The sequence below is a fragment of the Hydrogenophaga sp. genome, assembly GCF_026125825.1.
GTDB lineage: Bacteria > Pseudomonadota > Gammaproteobacteria > Burkholderiales > Burkholderiaceae_C > Hydrogenophaga.
In genome coordinates, this window is record NZ_JAHCKK010000092.1 from 1 (window position 1) to 17,454 (window position 17,454).

Sequence of the window (17,454 nt, forward strand, 5' to 3'; positions counted from 1 at the left end):
GCCGTCTGCGCGGCGTGGACTTGCAGCAGACCCAGCAGGCGGGCCACGGTGGTGGTGGTGCCGGCGACATGCGCCGCGCCCAGTCGCCGCGCGGCGTCGCGCACGGCGGTGGCGAAGGGGTCGTACAGCTGGCGCAGCGCGGCGGCCCAGTCTTCCACCGGTGCGTGCGGTTCCAGCACCAGGCCGCCGTCGCCCACCAGTTGCGGCAGGGCGCCGCGGCGGCTGGCCAGCACGGGCAGGCCGTTGAGCTGGGCTTCGACCACGGTGCGGCCGAACGACTCTTCCCACACCGAGGGCATCAGCAGCACGCGCGCCTGGCCGAACACCTCGTGCATGGCGGCGCTCGGGCCGCGCCATTCGATGTTGCCCAGCTGGGCGGCGCGGGCCTGGCAGTGCGCGCGCCAGTGGGGGTCGAGGTGCCAGCTTTCCATCACGAGGAAGGGCAGCTCGGGACAGGCCCGCGCCAGTTCGAACATCCGCTCCACGCCCTTGATGGGCGTGGGGTTGACGAACAGCACCTTGTCGCCGGTGCGCTCGGCCAGGTAATCCTGCGGCGAGACCACCGGTGGGATCACCGCGCAGTCCAGGCCGTAGAGGGCCTGCCAGCGCTGCGCCGTGAACGCCGAGTTGGCCAGGTAGCACAGCGAGGGGTCGGCCACCAGGTGGCCGCCGAGCTGGCTGGTTTCCACGTTGTGCAGGTACACGGCGGTGGGCCGCCCGGTGTCCAGGGCGGCCAGCACCAGGGGCGCCAGGGTGGTGCCGCTCTGCACGACGATGACGTCGGCGTCGAAGCGGGCCACGGCGGCGGGCAGGGCCTGCGCCGGCCGGTGCGACCGCATCACCGGGTAGCCCAGGTGCTCATCGTGGGTGATGTGGGCGCCGGTGTCGCTGGCTGTGTTTGCCGCCTGGCCACAGAGCACGGCGGCTTCGGCCCCCAGGGCCCGGATCGCCAGGCACAGGTCGTGGGTGGTGGTCTGCAGGCCGCCGACGATGTCGGGCAGGTGCGGGTAGGTGGAGACGAACAGGACGCGCATGGTGGCGGATCAATGAAAAAAGACCGGCGGCTGCGCCAAGGCGAGCCGCCGGTCTGTGCAGGGGGCCGGGCCGTTCCTCGGTCAGGACTGGATTTGCAGCTGACCGGTGCCCAACAGCTCTCGCAGCGTGTTCGACGGAATGGTGCCGGCGAAGTTGTCGACCACGCTTTGCAAGCGGTCGTTGGCCAGCGTCGAAGGCGAGGTCACGCCGCCGGGCATGCTGCCGGTGCTGATCAGCTGGCCCGCAGGGGCTGGCGCCGGCTGGGTCGCGCCTGTGACGCTGGCGAAGGCGGGCCTGGCGCTTTCCAGCCGGCTGATCGTTGCGTTGAGCACATCGGCGGGGACGCGCGAGGGGGGGGAGACGCCGCCGCCGCTCATGGCGACGCCAAAGCCGGGCCGGGTCACATTCTGGGTATTCGCGCTGTTGTCGGTCACCGTCATGCCCTGTCCGAACAGGAAGGTGCCCGACGTCCTGTTGCCATCGGTTTCGACCATGGTGATGCCGCCCAGGATCTCGACCTTGCCATGCGCCGTCGCGATCGTGGTCGCGGTGTTCTTGCTGATCTGACCGCCCACCACGCGCACCAGGCCCTTGACGAGGCCCAGGCGGATCCGGCCTTGTTTGGTGCTCGGGTCGAAGGTGAATTCGTCGATCGTGAGTTCCGCATCCGGGCCCAGGGTGAGGGCCGACTGGTCCATGAACAGCACATGCATCGGGCCGCCGGCATCGGTGCGCAGGCGCTGGCCCGGCACGATGCTGCTGCCCACCACCATCAGCTCGTTGTTGCCGGTGACCTTGCCACCGGGGGCGACGGCCGTCACCACGCCGGTGCGGTCTGCGCCGCCTGCGCCCGTGGGGCTCTGGGCCAGGACCGCGGGCACGGTGGCGGTCGACAGTGCGGCGGCGAGCCACCAGTCCTTGGAAATCGGCGGGGTCATTTCGGGGTCCTCGGGAATGCGGTCGAAAGGGGGTCGGCGGGGCCGTGCATCGGCATCAGAAGCGGTAGCCGGCCGCGAGGTACAGCGAGGTGTTCTTGCTCTCGTTGTTGGGCAGGTTGGCGTTGGTTTTCATGTGCTCCAGTTGCACCAGCAGCGACCAGGCGTCTGACAGCGGAACGGTCTGGCCGACGCCGATGCGCCATTCGGTCTCGCGGCGCGCGGTGCTCGCATCGACCGCGGGATCGGCCGCGTCGTAGCTGCGCCGCTGCACGCCGCCCCAGACCGAGGTGCTCCACAGGCCGCCGCTCTGGAGCGGGCTGGCGTAGCTGCGCACGTAGGTCACGCGGACTTCCTGGCTGTCGTGGTCGTGGTAGCGCAACTGGGTGCGTTGCGAACGGGCGCGCAGCTCGCCGCTGAGCACGTGGCCGGGCGCGAGCTCGCGCGTCAGGCGCACGCGCAGCAGGTTGCTGGGGCCGCTGAGCTCGTCCGCGGCGGGCACGTCGATGCGGGTCGCGTAGTCGTTGTAGCGGTATTCGTAGCCACCGTCGACGAAGGTGCGGTCGTTGAGGCTGTAGGCCGCGTCCAGGCCGGCGCCGTGGTTGCTCAGGTAACGGTGGCCTTGCGCCACCAGCCCGGCGGCCACCAGGTAGGGGCGGATCGTGAGTGCGGGTGCGCCAGCGGGCGAGGGCTTGAAGCGCACGCCCGAGGTGAGCTCGATCAGCGCCAGGTTGTACGGGTCGGTCTGGTTGGCCTGCAGCGTGCTGCCCGACGACGAGCTGAACTTGATGACCTGCGCCGACAGCGAGCTGACGATGGCCGCTTCGTTCTGCAGGCCCAGGTCGTGCTGGTGGTCCAGCCGCAGGGCGGCCTGCACGTCGGTGTCGCTCTTGGGACGGTTGGGGTTGTTCACCAGCGCGCCGCCGGCCAGCACGGTGGCGCTGTCGGTGCGGGCGGTCGGGTTGCTCTGGGCCCGCAGGCCCAGCACCACCTGCCCGTCCAGGCGCGAGACCTGGGTGCGCTTGCCGATGTCCTTGAGCAAGGCCTGCGCCTGGCTGCGCTGCGCCGGGTCCAGGCGGGGGTCTTCGATGGCGCGGCGCAGCAGGCCGGCGGCCATGTCGTAGGAGCCGATCCGGTAGTACAGCACGCCCAGATCGAGCCGCACCGAGGCCGGTGCGTTCGGGTCCAGCAACTGGCGCTCGATCGCAGCGATCGCGCCTTCGTAGTTGCCCGACTGCGCCAGCAGCTGTGCGTAGCGCGCGGTGGCCGTGGCATCGGCGGGCGAGCGCATCGACTGGCGGAAGGCCTCGTCGACCTGCCGTTCCAGCGGCAGGTTGCCGGGCGCCTGGGCCCAGGCGGCGGTGCAGAAAAGGCTCCCGATGGCAAGCGCCAAGGCAGAGGATCGCAGTGGTCGGTTTTCCGGCACACGCATGGGGTCAGGCTCCTGGGGGATGGGGGATGGGCGGTGAAAGCGCGCTTGATAATACACACTGATATGTCTTGTAACGTGTTGAATTGGCCGCTTTGATGCGCGGTTGACACGCTTGCACACCTGAATTTGGCTTGGTTTGCTGCTTTCTTATTAATAGTGCCCGCCGACGACAACGCCCCTGATGCCGTGCAACGCCCGCCCTTCGCCCTGGCCTTCGGCGGCCGCAGCGCGAGGGCGCGCACCGTGCTGGTCTACGGCAACTGCCAGGCGCCGTACCTGGCGCAGATGCTCGCGTCGCTCGACGACCTGAACGACGACTACCGCTTCGTGGTCGCGCTCAACCACGTTCTGCCGGGCGATGCGGTCGCACCGGCCATTGCCGACGAAGACCTCAAGGACGTGGTGCTGCTGCTGCGCCAGTTCGAGGACCACCAGGCCAACCCGGCCTTCACCGCGCTGGCCGCGCGCCTGCCGGCCCGCTGCCCGGTGATCCGCTACCCCAGTTTCGCCCTGCTCAGTGCCTGGCCGTTCGAGTGTCCTGAGCCGCGGGAGCGGCACGACCCGGCATTTCCGCTGTGGAAGCGTTACCCGCTGGGCGACATGCTGGGCTTGCAGATCGCGCAGGCGGGGCTGACCGGCTCGATGGCGGTGGCGGCCTACATGGACCTGTCCGAGCGCAAGATGCCCGACCTGCGGGTGCGCCTGCAGCGCGACGTAGACCGCATGCGCCGTTACGACGCCCACAGCGATGTGCAGCTGGCCGATTACGTGCTCGACCACTTTCGCGACGAGCACCTGTTCTGGACCAGCGGGCACCTGTCCGCGCCCGCCGTGGCCGAGCTCGCACGCCGCGTGGCCGAGCACGCGCGGCCGGTGCTGGGCGGCAGCGCCGCGCGCGCCGAGGCCTGCCTGGCCGCCGCATCGATCAACGGCGGCATGGGGACCCATCAGCATCCCATCCACCCCCTGGTCGCCGAGGCCCTGGAGCTGCGCTTCTGGCGCATGGACCTCGCCTACCGCTGGCACACACAGCAGTGGACCTACTATGAGTACATCCAGCGCTACATCGAATACGACACCAGTTGGTGAGGGCCGGCAGATGAACCTCGACCCCGTGGTGATCACGGCCGCGGCGCGCACGCCGATCGGCGCTTTCCAGGGCGTGTTCAAGGACATGCCCGCGACCGCCCTTGGCGTGAGCGCGATGCAGGGCGCGCTGGCGCAGGGCGGCGGCGCGGCGGCGGACATCGACGAGGTGTTCCTGGGGCACGTGGCGGTGGCTGGCCTGGGCCAGGCGCCGGTGCGCCAGGCGGCGCTGTGCGCGGGGCTCGCGCCTGAGGTGCCGTGCACGGCGATTTCCAAGGTCTGCGGCTCCAGCCTGCAGGCGGTGATGCTGGTGCACGACCTGCTGCTGGCGGGCACGGTGTCCACCGCACTGGCCGGCGGCATGGAGAACATGAGCCGCGCGCCGATGCTGCTCGGGCGCGAGCGCGGCGCGCACCTCGCGGGCCTGCTCGACCACCTGATGTTCGACGTGATGCAGGACGCCTGCACCGGCGCGACGCCGATCGACCTGAGCCACTTCGTCGACGCCGCCGCCGCTGAGCTGGGCCTGACGCGCGCCCTGCAGGAGGCCCAGGCGCTGAGCTCGTTCGAGCGCGCTCAGGCGGCGCAGCACAGCGGCGCGTTCGAGCGCGAGACGGTGCCCGTGGCCTTGCCGGACGGCCGCGTGGTCGCGTGCGATGAACCGGTGCAAAAGGTGCGGCCCGAGAAATTCGCCGAGCTCAAGCCCTTGAGTGGCCCGGGTGGCACGGCCACGGCCGCCACCGCCTCGCCACTGTCGGACGGTGCGGCGGCTCTGGTGTTGACGCGGGCGTCGACGGCGCGCGCACGGGGCTGGCCGGTGCGCGCACTCGTGCGCGGGCACGCTTCGCACGCCCAGGCGCCGCGCCAGTTCGGCACCGCGCCGGTGGGTGCGGTGCGCAAGCTGCTGGCCCGAACCGGCTGGGCGATCGACACGGTCGATCTGTGGGAGATCGGCGAGGGTTTCACCGTCGGCCTGCTGGCCGTGTGCCAGGCGCTGGGCGTGCCGCTGGAGCGCGTGAACGTGCACGGCGGCGCGTGCGCGCTCGGGCACCCCGTGGGGGCCACCGGCGCGCGCATGCTCGTCACGCTGCTGCACGCCATGGAGCGGCGCGGCGCGCGGCGCGGCATCGCCACGCTCTGCATGGGGGGCGGCGAGGCCGTGGCGGTGGCGCTGGAGCTGCCGCCGTGAGGTGCCGCCATGACGTGTCGCGTCCCTATACTGGCGCGCTTCCTTTCAACGCCTGCCGAGAAAACCGCCCATGCCTGATGTCCGCGCCCTGATCGCCTCGGTGCTGCAGATTCCCGCCGATGCCCTCCACGACGACGACGGCACCGAGACGGTCGATGCCTGGGACAGCCTCAAGACCGTCATGCTGGCCAGCATGATCGAGATCACCTACGACATCACGCTCGACAACAGCGACATCGAGCGGCTGACCTCGGTGAGCGCGGTGCGCGAGGTCATCGCCCGCCATGTCTAGTCTGAACGCGGTGCGCGAACGGCTGGCCGCTTCGGCCCGGCCGGCGCTGCCCGAGCTGATGGCCTGCGCAGCGGACATCGCGGCGCTCGCCGCCGAGGGTGGCGCCGTGCGACGTGTCGCGCTGGCCGCCGACCTCACGCCCGACCTGCTGCGGCAGGCCATCGCCTGCGCCATCGCCCAGGAAGGTGAGCTGGCTTTGGTGCACGCCACCCCCTACGGCGTGATGCGCCAGGAATGCCTCGACGGCGGCTCCGCCCTGCATGCTATCGCGCCCGACGTGGTGGTGCTCGTGCCCGACTGGCGCCAGGCGCTCGAACCCCTTGCGCCGCAGGCCGACGCCGAGGCGGTCGCGGCCGACACCGCGCAGCAGGTGCAGGCGTTCGAGGCGATCTGGGCCGCGCTGGAAGCGCGTGGCTGCCGCATCATCCAGCACCTGTTCGTGCCGCCGTCCGAACACTGGCGCGGCGTGGCCGACCGCCGCTCGCCGGCCTCGACCGCGCGCCGCGTGCAGGCCCTCAACGAGGCGCTGATCGACGCCGGCGCGGGCCGCGTGACCTGGCTGGAGGCCGACCGGCTCGCGGCCGACGTCGGCCTGACCGCGTGGTCGGCCCCGCGCTTCTTCCACACCGGCAAGCTCGGCTTCGACCCACGCTTCCTGCCCGACTACCTGCCCTGGTTTCGCGGCGCCTGGCGCGCCGCGACGGGGCGCATCCGCAAGCTGCTGGTGCTTGACCTGGACGACACGCTGTGGGGCGGCACCATCGGCGACGATGGTCTGGGCGGCATCGCCCTGGGGCCGGCCCATGGCGGCAAGGGCGAGGCCTTCGCTGCCTGGCAGCAGCACCTCGCGGGCCTCGCGCAGCGCGGTGTGGTGCTCGCGGTCTGCAGCAAGAACGCGCCCGAGATCGCCGCCACGGGTTTCGAGCACGCTGACAGCGTGCTGCGCCGCGAAGACTTCGCCGCCTTCGTCTGCAGCTGGGACGACAAGGCCACCGGCCTGCGGCGCATCGCGCAGGAACTCAACCTGGGGCTGGACGCCACCGTCTTCGTGGACGACAACCCGGCCGAGCGGGCGCTGGTTCAGCAGCTTGTGCCCGAGGTGGCGGTGGTGGACATCGGTACCGATCCGGCGCAGTTCATCCAGCGCCTGGAGGCCGGGCACTGGTTTGACCAGCAGGCCTACACCGAGGTGGACCTGGGCCGCCACGCCGCCTATGCCGCGCTGGGCCAGGCGCGCGCGGCCAAGACCTCGTCGGCCGACATCGGCAGCTACCTGGAGGGCCTGGCGATGCAGGGGCGGGCCGCGCCCGCGCTGGCGCAGGACCTGCCGCGGCTGGCGCAGATGGAACTCAAGACCAACCAGTTCAATCTCACCACGCGGCGCTACACCCAGGCGCAGCTCCTGGCCCAGATGCAGCAGCCCGACCGGCTGGTGCTGGCCTTCCACCTGAAGGACCGGTTCGGCGATCACGGCCTGGTCGGCTCGCTGCTGGCGGTGCGCGAAGCGGATGCGCTGCGCATCGACAGCTGGCTGCTGAGCTGCCGCGTCTTCTCGCGCGGCGCCGAGGCCTTCATCCTGCGCGCGCTGGTGCGGTGGGCCCGCGAGCATGGCGCATCGACGCTGGTGGGCGAATACCTGGCCAGCGCGCGCAACGCCGTGGTGGCCGATCTCTATGCCCGGCTGGGCTTCGCGGCCTTGTCCGATGATGGGCGGTGGTGGCAGCGCGAGCTGGCCGCACCGCTCGATGAGCTGGTCTCGGCGATCGCCGAAGCCAGTCCCTGAAACCTTTTCTGAAAGAAACCCATGAAGCAACGCCAACTCGGCCCCTTCAGCGTTAGCGCCATCGGCCTGGGCTGCATGAACATCTGCCACGCCTACGGCGCCCCTGTGTCCAAAGAGCAGGCCGAGCGCGTGCTGCTCACCGCCTTCGACGAAGGCGTGACGCATTTCGACACCGCGGCGCTGTATGGCTTTGGCGCCAGCGAAACGCACGTGGGCAACGTGCTGTCCCGGCACCGCCAGAAGTTCACGCTGGCCACCAAGGGCGGTATGGCCGGCGTGCAGTTCGACGACGGCATCAAGCGCGTGATCGACGGCCGGCCCGAGGCCATCCGCCGCAACTGCGAAGACAGCCTGCGCCGCCTCAAGACCGACGTGATCGACCTCTACTACCTGCACCGCTGGGACAAGCAGGTGCCGGTGGAGGACAGCGTGGGCGCGATGAGCGACCTGGTGCGCGCGGGCAAGGTGCGCACGCTGGGCCTGTCCGAGGTGTCGGCCGCCACCATCCGCAAGGCGCAGGCGGTGCACCCCATCACGGCGGTGCAGACCGAGTACTCGCTGTGGACGCGCAACCCGGAGATCGCGGTGCTCGACACCTGCCGCGAGTTCGGCATCGCCTTCGTGGCCTTCAGCCCGGTGGCGCGCGGCTTCCTGTGCGGCCCCGACCTGGACGTGAGCGCCTTCGACCCCAAGGACATCCGCCGCGCCATGCCGCGCTTCGCGCCCGAGCATTTCGCCGCCAACCTCCAGCTGCTGCCTGCGTACCGCGCGATCGCGAACGAAGTGGGTTGCACGCCGGCCCAGCTCGCGCTGGCCTGGCTGCTGCACCAGGGGCCGGACGTGCTGCCGATCCCGGGCACGTCCAGCGTGGACCACCTGCGCGACAACCTGGGCGCGTCGGACGTGAGTCTGGACGCGGCCACGCTGGCCCGGCTGGACGCGCAGATCAACCAGCAAACGGTGAGCGGCAACCGCTACAACGAACAATCCAATCGCGAAGTAGATACGGAAACGTACTGAGCGTGCGGCGCGGCAGGTGCTATCCAGGGCACACAAGGATCCGGCTCCGCCGGTCCGAGGGCGCGCTGAAAACTACTGAAACAAACCGAAACTGCGGTGAGACGACGCAGGGCAGGGCGCGCGGCACCATGGCGGACATGTTCAACAGTCCCTCTGAAAGGACACCGTCATGAAACCCTGGATCAAGCGCTCGCTCATGGCCTTCACCGGCATCTCCATCGCCATCGGCGGCCTGACCGCCTGCGGCACGCGTGCTCATCACGAGCGCGGGCCCATGAGCGCCGAGAAGATCGCCGAAGTTCGCGGCAAGGTGGTCAACCGCATCACCAGCAAGCTCGACCTCAACGCCGAACAGCAGCAGAAGCTCAACGTGCTGGCCGACAAGGTGCAGGCCCAGCGCACGGCCTTGATCGGTCAGACCACGAACCCGCGCGGCGAGATGCAGGCGCTGATCGCTGGCGAGAAGTTCGACCGCGCCCGCGCGCTGAACCTGCTCGACGAGAAGACCCGCGTGGTGCAGGTGAGCAGCCCCGACGTGATCAACGCCCTGGCGGACTTCTACGACAGCCTCAACCCGACGCAGCAGGCCGAGGTGCGCGAGCGCATGGGCAAGCGCCGCGGCTGGTTCTCGCGCGGCTGAGCGGGGTGACGCCCATGTCGCCCGCGCTGCAACCGATCGCCCAGCGCCTGCGTGACCACGGTCCGGCGCTGCCGGCCATTCTCTCGGTGGCCGACCGGTTCGATGGGCTCGACCGCGGCGCGCAGCAACGGCTGCGCCGCCTCATCGTGCGCCACCGCGGCCTGACGGGCGCAATGTGACAATGAGCCATGCACCGCGTTCTGCTCATTGACGACGACGAACAGCTCGGCCCTCCGCTGGCGACCTACTTCCAGCGCTTCGAGCTGGCCCTGACGCACGCGCTGCGCCCCAGCGAGGGCCTGGCGCGCCTGCGCGCCGAGGCTTTCGACGCCGCCATCCTCGACGTGATGCTGCCCGAGATGGACGGCTTCGAGCTCTGCCGCACCATCCGCAAGGAAAGCGACATCCCCATCGTGATGCTCACCGCGCGAGGCGACGTGATGGACCGCGTGGTCGGGCTGGAGCTGGGTGCCGATGCCTACCTGCCCAAGCCCTTCGAGCCGCGTGAGCTGGTGGCGCACATCCAGACCGTGCTGCGGCGGCGGCGCGGCGGCAACGGCCCGCCGGCCGCGCCCGCCAGCGCGGTGGAGCCGGGCACGTTGGTGTTCGAAGGCCTCACCATCGACCCCGCGCGCCGCAGTGTGGTGCGCGAAGGCCAGGCGGTGGAGCTCACCAGCACCGAGTTCGACTTGCTGCATCTGCTGGCGCGCGAGGCCGGGCGGGTGCTCAGCCGCGACGACATCCTCAACCAGCTGCGCGGCCACGAGGCCGACCTCTACACCCGGGCGGTCGACATCGTGGTCAGCCGCCTGCGCAAGAAGCTCGAACCGCTGGACTGCATCAAGACCCTGCGCAACGCGGGTTACTCGCTGGCGCTGCGCCGCCTCGCGCCATGACCGCCAGGCCGCCCTGGTACCGCCGGGCCTTCCTGGCCTTGCGCTGCTCCCTCAAGCTGCGCTTGGTGATGGTGTTCCTGCTGCTGGCCATGGCCATGTCGTTCACCTTCATCAGCGGCGTGCAGAAGGCCTTTGCGGTCGGCTGGCGCGAGGCGGCCCGCCCGTTGCTCATGGACTACGTGGACCACCTGGCGGCCGATGTGACGGCCGGGGGCCGCCCCAGCATCGAGCGCGCGCAGGCCCTCACGCAGCGCCTGCCGCTCACGATCGACATCACCGGGCCCGAGGTGAACTGGCGCTCGCACCCCGACCAGCAGCGCCTGCACTGGCGGCGCGACCGGGTCCGCCAGCCCGGGCCGGATCAGGACGGCACCGACTGGGGCAATGACGAGGACTGGCAACAGCTGCTGCAGCGCACCACGGCCGACGGCCATCGCCTGGCGTTCGGCGTCGACGAAGCGGTTTTCGATCGCCGACCCAGGCTGGTGGGGTACACCCTGGTCGCGCTGCTGGTGCTGACCTTGTTGGCCTTCCTCTACGTGCGCCGCCTGCTGCGCCCGCTCGACGACATCCGGCAAGGGGCCTTGCGCTTTGGTGCGGGCCGGTTCGACCAGCCCATCCCCGTGCGCCATCCCCGCGGGCCCGACGAGCTGGGCGAGCTGGCCGCCACCATCAACACCATGGGCCAGGACATCCAGCAGATGCTCGATGCCCAGCGGGCCCTGCTGCTGGCCATCAGCCACGAACTGCGCAGCCCGTTGACCCGGGCGCGGCTCAACACCGAGTTGCTGCCCGAGGGCGCCGAGATCGCAGTGCAGCGCGAGGCCCTGTTGCGCGACCTGGGCGAGATGGCCCGCCTCATCAGCGACCTGCTCGAAAGCGAGCGCCTGGCCGGGCGACACCAGGCGCTGAGCCGCGAGCCCACCGACCCGGTTGCGCTGGCCCGTGACGTGATCGACGAACTCACCATCACGCAGCCCGCGGCCCGCAGCATCCAGCTGCACGCTCCCTACAGGCTGCCCACGCTGCCGCTGGACCAGATCCGCGTGCGCCTGCTGCTGCGCAACCTGCTCGACAACGCACTGCGCCACAGCACCGGCGCGCCGCGAGCGGTGGAACTGCGCATCCGCGCGCTGGAAGCGGGGCAGGGCATCGAACTCGAAGTGCGCGACCATGGCCCCGGCGTACCCGACGACCAGTTGCCCCACCTTGCGCAGGCCTTCTTCCGCCCCGACACCGCGCGCACGCGCAACGCCGGCGGCGTGGGCCTGGGCCTCTACCTGTGCAGGCTGGTGGCGCAGGCGCACGGGGGCACTTTCGCGGTGCGCAATGCACACCCCGGGCTGGCGGTGACGGTGACCTTGCCTTCCGCCCCCTAGAATGCAACAAGAGGAAACAACGCCACTACCACACGCATGACGCCCGAGGCCCGCGCCCGCCAGACCATCGACGCATTGCTCATCGCAGCGGGCTGGCACGTCTGCAGTGTGGCCAACGCCAACATCCATGCAGGTGATGGCGCAGTCAAAGGCGTCGCCATTCGCGAGTTTCCCCTCAACCCGGGCCACGGTTACGCCGACTACCTGCTGTACGTCAACGGCAAAGCCTGTGGCGTGATCGAAGCCAAGAAGGAAGGCGCCACGCTCAGTGGTGTGGAAGGGCAAAGCGCCCGATATGCGCAGGGACTGCCCGTCAGTCTGCCGGCCTGGCGCCGGCCGCTGCCCTTCGTGTTCGAGTCTACCGGGGTGGAAACCCGCTTCACCAACGGGCTGGACCCTGCACCCCGCGCCCGGCCGCTGTTCGCCTTCTACCGGCCTGATCTCTTGCTGCACTGGCTCACTCCCGTTCGGGCTGAGCCTGTCGAAGCCCACCCTTTGACAAGCTCAGGGCGAACGGTACAGGAGCCAGCGGCGAGATACGGTTCATCCGGCACCTTCCTCGCCCGCCTGCAGCAGATGCCCCCGCTCGTGACCGAATGGGGCAGTGGCGGCGCCAGCTACCAGCTGTGGCCCGCGCAGATCAAGGCCATCCAGAACCTGGAGAAGAGCCTGGCCGCCAACAAGCCCAAGGCCCTGATCCAGATGGCCACGGGCAGCGGCAAGACCTTCACCGCCATCAGCTTCATCTACCGGCTCATCAAGTTCGGTAGTGCCCGGCGCGTGCTGTTTCTGGTGGACCGTGGCAACCTCGCGCGCCAGACCAAGAAAGAGTTCGACGCCTACGCCAGCCCGCACAACAACTACAAGTTTGGCGAGGAGTACATCGTCCAGCACCTGCAAGGCAACAACCTGGACATCAGCGCCCGCGTGGTCATCTGCACCATTCAGCGCATGTTCAGCATGCTCAAGGGCAGAGACCTGCCTGAAGAAGCCGACGAGACCAGCACGGAAGGCGCCGAGGCCCTGTTCAAGGACCCCGAACCCATCGGCTACAACCCGGCGATCCCCATCGAGATGTTCGACATCGTCGTCACCGACGAAGCCCACCGCAGCATCTACAACCTGTGGCGCCAGGTGCTGGAGTATTTCGACGCATACCTCATCGGCCTCACCGCCACGCCCAACAAGCAGACCTTCGGCTTCTTCAACCAGAACCTGGTCATGGAATACGGCCACGCCCAGGCCGTGGCCGACGGTGTCAACGTCAACTACGACGTCTACCGCATCAAGACCGAGGTAACCGAAGCCGGCGCCAAGGTGGACAAGGGCTACTGGCTGGAAACGCAAGACAAGGCCACCCGCCGCAAGACCGCCTGGCAGCTCGACGAGGACTTTGAATACGACCCCACCGAGCTGGACCGCGCCGTGCAGACGCCCGACCAGATCCGCACCGTGGTGCGCACCCTGCGCGACAACTGGAACGTGGACCTGTTTCCCCATCGGCAGGAACTGCCCAAGACACTCATCTTTGCCAAGGACGACAACCACGCCGAAAAGATCGTGGAAATCCTGCGCGAAGAATTCGCCCGGGGCAACGAGTTCGCCCAGAAGATCACCTACCGCACCACCGGCACCAGCCCCGAGCAGCTCATCAAGGACTTCCGCACCGCCTACTACCCGCGCGTGGCCGTTACCGTGGACATGATCGCCACCGGCACCGACATCAAGCCGGTCGAAATCGTCATGTTCATGCGCTCGGTGAAAAGCCGCAGCTTCTTCGAGCAGATGAAGGGCCGCGGCGTGCGCGTGTGCAACCCCACCGACCTCATGCAGGTCAACCCCGGCGAGCACCTGCGCAAAGACCACTTCGTCATCGTCGACTGCGTGGGCGTGTGCGAGCGCGACAAGACCGACAGCCGCCCCATGGACCAGAAGAAGAGCGTGCCGCTCGACAAACTGCTGCAGGCCGTGGCCCTGGGCAATGTGGAAGACGAAGTGCTCTCAAGCGTGGCCGCCCGCCTGAGCCGGCTCGACAAGGACCTGGACGAAGAAGACCAGGCCCGCGTCATCGAAGCCAGCGGCGGCCACAGCCTGCGCGAACTGGCACACGGCATCGTGCAAGCCCTCAACGCCGAGGAGGACGAGGGTCTGCCCCCATCCGTTCGGGCTGAGCTTGTCGAAGCCCAGCGCATCCAGGCCGCCCAACCCTTCACCAACCCCACGCTGCGCGAGCTCATCCTCAAGCTCAGGCAGAAAGCCGATCTGGTCATCGACACCGTGACGCAAGACGTGCTGCTGCACGCCGGCTTTGCCGAAGGCAGCGACCGCGCCAAGGAGCTGGTGCAGAGTTTCGAAGCCTTCATCGCCCAGCACAAAGACGAAATCACCGCGCTGCAGATCCTCTACAACCGGCCCACCCGCGCGCCGCTGAAGTTTGAAGACATCAAGACCCTGGCCGACGCCCTGCACTGCCCACCGCATCTGATTGACGAGAGCGCTCTGTGGCAGGCCTACGCCGCACTCAACAAGACCCGCGTCAAAGGCACCAGCCAGCGCCGCCTGCTGACTGACCTTGTGAGCCTGGTGCGCTTCGCTATGCAACAAGACAACGAACTCGTCCCCTACCCGGAACGCGTGCAAGCCAACTTCAAAGCTTGGCTCGCACAACAATCTCAACTCCCTCTCCCGCGCGCGGGAGAGGGCAGGGGTGAGGGCTTCCCCTGCTTCACAGCAGAACAAATCCACTGGCTAGAAATGATCCGCGACCACATCGCCGCCAACCTCGGCATCGAAATTGAAGACTTCAGCTACGCCCCCTTTGAACAGGAGGGCGGGCTGGGCAAGGTACACCAGCTGTTTGGAGCCGAGCTGCCGCAGGTGATTGAGACGCTGAATCGGGAGTTGGTGGCGTGAGTGATCTGGAGGCTCGGCGCACGATCTTGCGCGAAGTTGTTGAAAAACTGGTGGATGGCTCGCATAACCCGCCACCCAAGCAGGAGCAAGGCATGCCAATGCTCAGCGCTCGCAATATTGAGAATGGCCGCATCGTGTTCGACGAGTTTCGGTACATCAGCAAGGCAGCGTTCGAACAGGAGAGCGCCAGAACGCGCGTGCTTCCAGGTGATGTGCTCCTGACCATTGTTGGAACGATTGACGATCCTTGAAGGCTTCGAACTTGGTGGCCAGGAAGTACGGCGCCGAAAGGTGCCGTAGAACCAAACCGTCTTCCCCTGTGGCCTGCTCCGCCGATTCGAAGCCCGCCCGGTACCACGGGTTGGCAAAACCCAGCACCTTTTCGTCCAGCGGTACCAGGTCCAGTTGCAGGCGGTTCCAGAACCAGCGAAACGGTGGCGTGTTGTCCTCCATGGTCTGCTTGAAGCCGCGTTGCGCCAAGTGCTCGGCCAACTGGTGGTAACCCGCCAGTGACGCGACTTCCACGATGGCGTCCACATCTTCGGTGGGCCTCACGTCCATCAAGCCTGGGTTGTCGATGAGCAGCCCCGTGGCGCAACCGCCTACGAACACCACCTGCTCGCACAGTGGACCCATCGCGCGCGCCATGGCCATCAACAGCGCCAGATTCGGGTCAGCCACGGGGCAACTCCTTTTGCGGCGTGGGCGCACTCGGGTCGATCAAAGCCTGCAGCCGCTCCATGGCCATGTTGCGCTCGCGTGCCTTGCCCACGCGCAGAGCATCGAACAGCGCCAGCATGTCGTACAGCTTCGCGTCCTGCATGGCGGCAAAGGGCACAGAAGGGTGCAGCGGCTCCACCCCCATGCCGCGCACAGATCCGTTCGGATGCGGCCAGACAAAGTCTGTGCTGCCGGGTGCGAACACGCCGGCAAACGCGGGCGCGCTGTGGCTCGTGGGCACCCCGACCGCCAGCGGCAGACGCACGCCGGGAAAAGCGTACTTGGCCCCGTGCAGGGCGAATTCCGCCAGTGCCTGGCGCCTTCCTGGCTTTGAACCCCAACCGCGTCGCTCTGAACTCCAGCAACTTGGCGTGACCGAGCATCGAGTCATAGCCCTTGTCGTTCGCCACCACCACCAGATTGGCGTCCGGGTGCTTGGCGGCCAAGTACCCCAGGTAGAACGACAAATGGAAGTCCAGCGCGTTCTTGCCCTTGCCCGAGTGCGGCACCAGCGTCACCCGCTCATGCGCTGCCTTTAGTTGTTCAGCGCGTTTGATCTGGCTCGGGCCATGAAACAGCCACACATCGGTGAGCTTCGGCGCGATCTTTAGCAAGTCTTCCATGCCGGGCTGAACGTTTTCGAAGTCCACCAGCAAGTGTTGCTCTTTCACGTTGTCCTCCCCGTTGCAGCGCCTTTGCTGCATTCACCGTTTGCGAGTTGCCATTCCCCCGATCATTCGCCTGCCTCCGCCTCCTGCAGCTCCTTCAAAGTGCGCCCCTGCGCATCCTTCCACTCGATGCGCCCGTTGGCGCTGCGCCCCAGCACCACGGCGGCGGCCGTGCTCGGAGAACTGAAGCTGTAGTCCTGCGTGAAGCGGTACAGCCCGTCGGCCATGGTCAACACGCCGTTGGCTATCAGCTCCTGCCGCACGTCGTACATGCCGCGCACATGCTGCTGCATGGAGGGCACCGACTCGGTCACCGCCTGCGAACCCGCCTTCACCACAAAGCCCTGGCTGGCCTCATAGCCGCTGGCCAGCACGCCCTTGCCCTTGCAGCTGAGCACCGGGCTGGCCTTCGCGGCCACGGCCGGCGCGGACTCGAACGCATGCACTCCCAGCACCGGCAGCATGCCCAGCATGTGGCCGAGGAACACTTCCATGTCGGCCCGGTCGGCCTCGCTCAAGGTAGGTTCACTGGGAAAGTTGCCGTTGTCCAGCGGAACACGCTTGGCAGCGCGGGCCAGCGCGACCAGCCTCGACATCTTCTGGCTCAAGGACGACTCGCTGGCGGACAGCGACAACCTTCCGGCACCCGATGTGATTGCGCAGGAAATCGTGGAAGACCTGCAAGCCGCGCTGGAGCAGTTCAAGCTGATTGCGGGGGACCTGGGTGCCGAAGTGGACGAGTCGGCGTGAACGAGATGAAGACCCTGCCGCTCCGCCTCACTCCCGGCCAGGACTTGCGCTCGGCGCTGGAGGCGGCGCTGCGCGAACAGGGCGGCCAGGCCGCGTTCGTGATCGCCGGCATCGGCAGCCTGAGCGATGTGCGCCTGCGCTTCGCGGGCGTGGACCAGGCCCAGACCTTGGACGGTGACAGCGAGATACTGAGCCTGTCGGGCACAGTGGGGGTGGACGGCGAGGGCCGCAGCCACTCGCACCTGCACATGGCCGTGTCCACCGCCAGCGGTGCCGTGTTTGGCGGCCACGTGGTGCCGGGCTGCCGCGTGCGCACCACGGCCGAGGTGCTGCTGGGCCTGCTGCCCGAATGGCGCTTCTCGCGCGAGGCCGACCCGGCCACGGGCTTCCCCGAACTGGTGGTGCGGCCGCGCGACCCCTGAGGCCGGCGCCTCCCAGAAAAAAAGGGAGCCAGTGGCTCCCTTTTTCCTGTGAACGACCGCCGCTTACAGCGTGTCGATGAAGCTGCGCAGCTTGTCCGAGCGGCTCGGGTGCTTGAGCTTGCGCACCGCCTTGCTTTCGATCTGGCGGATGCGCTCGCGCGTCACGTCGAACTGCTTGCCCACTTCTTCCAACGTGTGGTCGGTGGACATCTCGATGCCGAAGCGCATGCGCAGCACCTTGGCTTCGCGCGGCGTGAGGCTGTCGAGGATTTCCTTGACCACTTCGCGCAGGCC

General features: G+C 68.4%; 19 protein-coding genes and 1 pseudogene. 12 read left to right on the forward strand and 8 right to left on the reverse strand.

All coding sequences use genetic code 11. The annotated features are described in order from the left end of the window. The 3 genes from KIT86_RS20625 to KIT86_RS20635 all read right to left on the reverse strand — a co-directional run. A partial coding sequence (locus KIT86_RS20625; protein WP_297401866.1) for a glycosyltransferase occupies positions 1-1,034 on the reverse strand: 1,034 nt, incomplete at its 3' end. Between the two features lie 81 nt (positions 1,035-1,115). Further along, positions 1,116-1,973: a FecR domain-containing protein gene (locus KIT86_RS20630; protein ID WP_297401868.1), complete on the reverse strand. Its 858-nt coding sequence runs from the start codon at positions 1,971-1,973 to the stop codon at positions 1,116-1,118. A 55-nt stretch (positions 1,974-2,028) separates the two neighbouring features. After that, positions 2,029-3,402 (reverse strand): surface lipoprotein assembly modifier, encoded by a 1,374-nt coding sequence (locus tag KIT86_RS20635; protein WP_297401870.1) that lies wholly within the window; start codon positions 3,400-3,402, stop codon positions 2,029-2,031. A 186-nt stretch (positions 3,403-3,588) separates the two neighbouring features. On the opposite strand from KIT86_RS20635, the gene KIT86_RS20640 reads away from it, so the two are divergent. The 10 genes from KIT86_RS20640 to KIT86_RS20685 all read left to right on the forward strand — a co-directional run bounded on the left by KIT86_RS20640 (position 3,589) and on the right by KIT86_RS20685 (position 14,600). After that, complete coding sequence (locus KIT86_RS20640) at positions 3,589-4,491, forward strand: WcbI family polysaccharide biosynthesis putative acetyltransferase (RefSeq protein WP_297401872.1); 903 nt, start codon at positions 3,589-3,591, stop codon at positions 4,489-4,491. Positions 4,492-4,501: 10 nt separating this feature from the next. Further along, positions 4,502-5,677 carry a thiolase family protein gene (locus KIT86_RS20645; protein WP_297401874.1) on the forward strand — a complete coding sequence of 392 codons (1,176 nt, stop codon included), beginning with the start codon at positions 4,502-4,504 and terminating at the stop codon, positions 5,675-5,677. Positions 5,678-5,747: 70 nt separating this feature from the next. Next, entirely contained in the window at positions 5,748-5,969 is a 222-nt protein-coding gene (locus tag KIT86_RS20650) for an acyl carrier protein (RefSeq protein WP_297401876.1), read from the forward strand. Beyond that, on the forward strand, positions 5,962-7,752 hold the full coding sequence (locus KIT86_RS20655) for an HAD family hydrolase (RefSeq protein ID WP_297401878.1): 1,791 nt from the start codon (positions 5,962-5,964) through the stop codon (positions 7,750-7,752). The genes KIT86_RS20650 and KIT86_RS20655 overlap by 8 nt, the downstream gene beginning before the upstream one ends. 21 nt (positions 7,753-7,773) lie before the next feature. After that, a complete protein-coding gene (locus KIT86_RS20660) occupies positions 7,774-8,772 on the forward strand; it encodes an aldo/keto reductase (protein WP_297401880.1) in 999 nt (332 codons plus the stop codon). 169 nt (positions 8,773-8,941) lie between these two features. Beyond that, positions 8,942-9,412, forward strand: coding sequence for a Spy/CpxP family protein refolding chaperone (locus tag KIT86_RS20665; RefSeq protein ID WP_297401882.1), 471 nt, complete (start codon positions 8,942-8,944; stop codon positions 9,410-9,412). Positions 9,413-9,426: 14 nt separating this feature from the next. Further along, positions 9,427-9,591, forward strand: coding sequence for a hypothetical protein (locus KIT86_RS20670; protein WP_297401883.1), 165 nt, complete (start codon positions 9,427-9,429; stop codon positions 9,589-9,591). Positions 9,592-9,600: 9 nt separating this feature from the next. Then, on the forward strand, positions 9,601-10,308 hold the full coding sequence (locus KIT86_RS20675; protein WP_297401885.1) for a response regulator transcription factor: 708 nt from the start codon (positions 9,601-9,603) through the stop codon (positions 10,306-10,308). After that, the gene (locus KIT86_RS20680) at positions 10,305-11,687 is read left to right on the forward strand and encodes a HAMP domain-containing sensor histidine kinase (protein ID WP_297401887.1); all 1,383 of its coding nucleotides are present in this window, start codon (positions 10,305-10,307) and stop codon (positions 11,685-11,687) included. Before KIT86_RS20675 ends, KIT86_RS20680 begins: the two co-directional genes overlap by 4 nt. A 36-nt stretch (positions 11,688-11,723) precedes the next feature. Beyond that, on the forward strand, positions 11,724-14,600 hold the full coding sequence (locus KIT86_RS20685; RefSeq protein ID WP_297401889.1) for a type I restriction-modification enzyme R subunit C-terminal domain-containing protein: 2,877 nt from the start codon (positions 11,724-11,726) through the stop codon (positions 14,598-14,600). Positions 14,601-14,756: 156 nt separating this feature from the next. Here the strand turns inward: KIT86_RS20685 and KIT86_RS20690 are convergent, their stop codons facing one another. From KIT86_RS20690 to KIT86_RS20700, 4 genes and pseudogenes are all read right to left on the reverse strand, one after another. Further along, the gene (locus KIT86_RS20690; RefSeq protein ID WP_297401891.1) at positions 14,757-15,281 is read right to left on the reverse strand and encodes a hypothetical protein; all 525 of its coding nucleotides are present in this window, start codon (positions 15,279-15,281) and stop codon (positions 14,757-14,759) included. Next, positions 15,274-15,585, reverse strand: coding sequence for a hypothetical protein (locus tag KIT86_RS20695; RefSeq protein WP_297401892.1), 312 nt, complete (start codon positions 15,583-15,585; stop codon positions 15,274-15,276). The genes KIT86_RS20690 and KIT86_RS20695 overlap by 8 nt, the downstream gene beginning before the upstream one ends. A 112-nt stretch (positions 15,586-15,697) precedes the next feature. Next, positions 15,698-16,024: pseudogene (locus KIT86_RS25235) on the reverse strand (PIN domain-containing protein); the annotation flags it as partial. A gap of 29 nt (positions 16,025-16,053) precedes the next feature. Next, positions 16,054-16,506, reverse strand: coding sequence for a DUF4357 domain-containing protein (locus KIT86_RS20700; protein WP_297401894.1), 453 nt, complete (start codon positions 16,504-16,506; stop codon positions 16,054-16,056). Positions 16,507-16,549: 43 nt separating this feature from the next. Between KIT86_RS20700 and KIT86_RS20705 the strand changes: the two genes are divergently transcribed. Then, positions 16,550-16,738 carry a hypothetical protein gene (locus tag KIT86_RS20705; protein ID WP_297401896.1) on the forward strand — a complete coding sequence of 63 codons (189 nt, stop codon included), beginning with the start codon at positions 16,550-16,552 and terminating at the stop codon, positions 16,736-16,738. 5 nt (positions 16,739-16,743) lie between these two features. Beyond that, the gene (locus KIT86_RS20710) at positions 16,744-17,160 is read left to right on the forward strand and encodes a PPC domain-containing DNA-binding protein (RefSeq protein WP_297401900.1); all 417 of its coding nucleotides are present in this window, start codon (positions 16,744-16,746) and stop codon (positions 17,158-17,160) included. Between the two features lie 63 nt (positions 17,161-17,223). On the opposite strand, the gene KIT86_RS20715 is transcribed toward KIT86_RS20710, so the two are convergent. After that, the coding region (locus KIT86_RS20715; protein WP_297401898.1) for a sigma-70 family RNA polymerase sigma factor at positions 17,224-17,454 on the reverse strand (231 nt) is incomplete at its 5' end.

Coding starts and splice junctions, on each gene's coding strand:
- KIT86_RS20630 (WP_297401868.1), bottom strand. CDS start 1,973: ATGACCCCGCCGATTTCCAAGGACTGGTGGCTCGCCGCCGCACTGTCG.
- KIT86_RS20635 (WP_297401870.1), bottom strand. CDS start 3,402: ATGCGTGTGCCGGAAAACCGACCACTGCGATCCTCTGCCTTGGCGCTT.
- KIT86_RS20645 (WP_297401874.1), top strand. CDS start 4,502: ATGAACCTCGACCCCGTGGTGATCACGGCCGCGGCGCGCACGCCGATC.
- KIT86_RS20650 (WP_297401876.1), top strand. CDS start 5,748: ATGCCTGATGTCCGCGCCCTGATCGCCTCGGTGCTGCAGATTCCCGCC.
- KIT86_RS20655 (WP_297401878.1), top strand. CDS start 5,962: ATGTCTAGTCTGAACGCGGTGCGCGAACGGCTGGCCGCTTCGGCCCGG.
- KIT86_RS20660 (WP_297401880.1), top strand. CDS start 7,774: ATGAAGCAACGCCAACTCGGCCCCTTCAGCGTTAGCGCCATCGGCCTG.
- KIT86_RS20665 (WP_297401882.1), top strand. CDS start 8,942: ATGAAACCCTGGATCAAGCGCTCGCTCATGGCCTTCACCGGCATCTCC.
- KIT86_RS20670 (WP_297401883.1), top strand. CDS start 9,427: ATGTCGCCCGCGCTGCAACCGATCGCCCAGCGCCTGCGTGACCACGGT.
- KIT86_RS20675 (WP_297401885.1), top strand. CDS start 9,601: ATGCACCGCGTTCTGCTCATTGACGACGACGAACAGCTCGGCCCTCCG.
- KIT86_RS20680 (WP_297401887.1), top strand. CDS start 10,305: ATGACCGCCAGGCCGCCCTGGTACCGCCGGGCCTTCCTGGCCTTGCGC.
- KIT86_RS20685 (WP_297401889.1), top strand. CDS start 11,724: ATGACGCCCGAGGCCCGCGCCCGCCAGACCATCGACGCATTGCTCATC.
- KIT86_RS20710 (WP_297401900.1), top strand. CDS start 16,744: ATGAAGACCCTGCCGCTCCGCCTCACTCCCGGCCAGGACTTGCGCTCG.